The following is a 3,755-nucleotide window of genomic DNA, read 5'->3' as shown; positions in this document are numbered from 1 at the left end:
TTCCATCATTGACCGCCGCCCCCATAAACGCGATGAATCTAAAGATGCGCTTGAAAAAGTTAAGCACATCAAGGATATACCATTTGCTAGCCCAACAGATGCCCAAATCAAAAAGTTTTTTGAGCTTTCCTTGGTAAAGCTGTACCAACAGCATAATTTCAGCAATTTTGACCAATTTCACGAAGCTTGGCAAAAAACTCTCAATGGCAATATTAAGTTTGCAAAAAACAAATACGATGTTAAGAACGGGTTAGTAGCTTTTGCGCTGTTGTTACAGGATAACTGGAATTGATTATTACTAATAATTTCATCCCAGGTTAACTGGAAGATAAAATCAACAGACAGCCATTCATCTAGTAAAGCGTTTTTGTGATGGAGCTTGCTGTCTTCGTCAAAGCTAGTAAGAAAATTTGCAGAAGTACGGAGAGAAAAGTTAAGCTTTTTATCACTTCGGTAGCCAAGGGACTGAAAGAGGGCTAGAGCGTTGGTGGCTAGGTGTCCTGTGCTGAAACTACGCAGAGCTTGCTCAATAGCCTGTTTGATTTGTAGTTCGCTCACCGTCATTTAATCACCAGCCAAGTGATCAGTTCAAAATCAGTTGTCTCCTTAGCCTGCTGTCGTTGGTCAACTAGCACTGCACTCCGACTAGACTGGAGATGACCGATCATACGCTTGTTATAAGTACCAATGATTGAATCAACTGTTCGTTGAAGCAGATTGTTGTAAAGCGTCATATTGGTTCCGTTGTTAGTCTGTTGATCAAACAGGTTGCACAAGGCTTCATACGGCACGGTACGCTTTGCACACAACAGACGATACATCTCAAGAATCTGTTTTGGCTGAGCAAACTTGAATCGTACCTCTTCATCCTCACGGATATAAACGAGAAAGTAGGGTTGCAGAGGATTGACCGTTTTATTAGCAGAAGAGTCACTCTTCTGTTTCAGGCAGAAGATTACGCCCGGAGCAACTATCGGATAGTCTGGATTAGTTGGAACTACCGCATAAAGCCCCAAAGGTGCATTCTGAAGTAACTTCCGATTGCTTTCGATATAATTGCTCAGTTCAATGCGGAAATCATCTAGCGTGAATTCATTGAGTGCAACGCTCTCACTAAAATCTTCTAAATCTAGCACTTCATCTTTTAAGCGCATCAACTGGCGATCGCGATAATTCAAATCGCTCCGAATCAGTTCTTTAATTTCATCTGGCTCAAGCAAGTTATCTTCAAACGTAGCGGCGATATCAACCAAAGCCATCCGCGCTTCTACTCGATTTTTCAGGGTGATATACTTATCTAAATCTTGAGTGGGCCAGAAATTCACCAACTGCACAGCCGAGTTGACACTACCAATTCGATCAATTCGACCAAATCGCTGGATGAGCCGCACCGGATTCCAGTGGATGTCATAGTTGATCAAATAGTCGCAATCCTGGAGATTTTGACCTTCCGAAATACAGTCTGTAGCGATGAGAAGGTCAATCTCAGTATCTTGTGGCATGGATGCAATTTTGGCGCGTTTCTTTGAGGTAGGGGAAAAATTGGTCAGGATATGATTAAAATCATTCCTACCAAACGTAGTTTTATTTCTCGACGTGCCTCCTGTTACTAAAGCGATGTGAACGTTTAGCTCTGTAGTTGCCCATTCTTGGAGCGCCTTATAGAGATATTCGGCTGTATCGGCAAAAGCAGTAAATACCAGCACCTTGCGATTCGGCTGACCTTGTTTGTTAGTTGTGGGGGATTTGACCTTCTCAAAAATCAAGTTTTTCAACTCGGCTAGTTTGGCATCGCGCTCAACAGAAACCTGAGTAGCTGAAGTGTAGAGAATATTGAGTTGTTTTTTGTCACGTCTTAGGTCTTTTAGCCATTGCTCGATATCAAGATGCGCCATCTGAAAAGTCAGACTTTTCCCGACCTGCATAGCTTCCTGGAATTCCTCATCGTCCAATGACTCAACCTGTAAATCAGTGAAGCCAAACTCCTGAGTTTGGTCACAGAACTGCTTGAATTGTTCAATTTGTTGTTGTAAAGCTTCAATTTTCTCAATAGTGCGATTCATCGTAATAGCAAAGGAACGCACCGAGCTTTCCAGCCGTTTAAGAAAATTGACTTTCATCATCCCAATGAGAAAATACTCGCGGTCTTTCTGGCTGAAATTTTTGACGGCTCTATCCTCATACAGATCGCGGTATTGGGGAAGAATATATTTTGAGGGATTAAATAACGAGAGTTGATAGTTGGATATCTCATCGTTTAGGTTATCGTAGGACATAAATTTCCCCTCTAAGTCAATCTCAGTAATTGCCGAGATTGGTTTTAGGCGTTTAGGAAATCCGCCTAACTGAGCTACTGTGTCGGAGTAGTATTTCTGAATATGCTTTCGGGAGCGTGCGATAGTCAGTTCATCAAGCAATTTAAAGAAGGTAGAACTAAGGTTCTCTAGCAAAGCGCTAGTTTGGCGCTCCTCACTTTTCTTAGCCCACTTAGTAAAGGTACGCTGGGCATTAGCTAGCGTCTCCTTGAGACTGGTAATCCCAATCGATTCGCTAAAAGCATTGTCTCGACCTTCAGTGAGAAAATAAAGCTGATTTCGCAAATCCTTCAAATCATTGTTGACTGGCGTAGCGGAGAGGAGCAGCACCTTGGTTTTAATCCCGCTCTGGATAATATCTTCCATTAACCGTTCATAGCGGCTCTTGCGAATTACGTTGCCCTCTTCATCCCGCTTTCCTTTGATGTTATTGCGGAAATTATGCGATTCATCAATCACTACTAGGTCATAGTTCCCCCAGTTAATCGTTTCCAGGTTAATGTCTCCCGAAAAACCTGAATCGCGGCTCAAGTCAGTGTGAGATAATACTGTATAGCTAAAGCGATCGCTGATAAACGGATTGAGTTCGCTATTGTTCTGTGCTTGATATACTGTCCAGTTTTCGCGCAACTTCTTAGGACAAAAAACTAGAATTTTGTAATTGAGAAGTTCAAAATACTTGATAACGGCTAAAGCTTCGTAGGTTTTACCTAAACCCACACTGTCAGCGATAATACAGCCATTGTGAGTAAGAATTTTGTTAATGGCTCCCTTAACTCCGTCTTTCTGAAATTCAAAGAGTGCTTTCCAGATTTCGGTATCAACAATATGGATTTTCTCACTAAGCAAACCACCTCTAGCTTGGTCTGCTAGAAACTGTTCAAAGATATGAAACAGAGTTTTATAATAGATAAATTCTGGAGCGTTGTTTTGATAGAGTTGTTCGAGGTACAGCAATACTTCCTGTTTGACATCTTCGACTAATCCCGCATCATTCCAAAGTTCATCAAACCAAGCCTTGAGATCGCGTCTATTTGGGTGGCTGTCTACTTCTAGATTGAGTTCGATATTGTTGCCTTTAGTTCCCAACCCCAGACCCCGCACAGTAAAGTTAGAACTCCCCATAATGGCATCCTCAACCCCACTATGGGCAACGTGATACATTTTGCCGTGCAGTAAGTTGGACTGCTTGACTGACCGAATCTGCACTTTATCTGCAATCCAATCGGCACATTCTTTTGCCACTCGGTTTTGTACTAACCGATTTGACAGTTGTAGACCATCATCCTCAATTTGGAAGGTCTTCTTATCGATTTTCTGGGGGTCAAGGGACTTAATAAAGCGAGGTTCTCCGAAAAGAAAATTCAAATTATTGATGCTTAGAAGGTGTTCTTTTAAGGCATCAAATGCATAGATTGTAAAGTAAGCAGAGACAATAGA

Annotated in this window: 2 protein-coding genes; one reads left to right on the top strand and one right to left on the bottom strand. The window is 41.9% G+C overall.

Annotated features, from left to right (window positions below):
* A partial coding sequence (locus V6C93_RS33900; RefSeq protein ID WP_333481093.1) for a hypothetical protein occupies positions 1-292 on the top strand: 292 nt, incomplete at its 5' end.
* Positions 293-560: 268 nt separating this feature from the next.
* On the opposite strand, the gene V6C93_RS33895 is transcribed toward V6C93_RS33900, so the two are convergent.
* The coding region (locus V6C93_RS33895) for a helicase-related protein (protein WP_333481092.1) at positions 561-3,755 on the bottom strand (3,195 nt) is incomplete at its 5' end.

Origin of the sequence: Allocoleopsis sp., assembly GCF_036703385.1 — a bacterium.
GTDB lineage: Bacteria > Cyanobacteriota > Cyanobacteriia > Cyanobacteriales > Coleofasciculaceae > Allocoleopsis.
The sequence above is the reverse complement of the archived record's forward strand: the minus strand, read 5'-3'. Positions and strand labels throughout refer to the sequence as shown.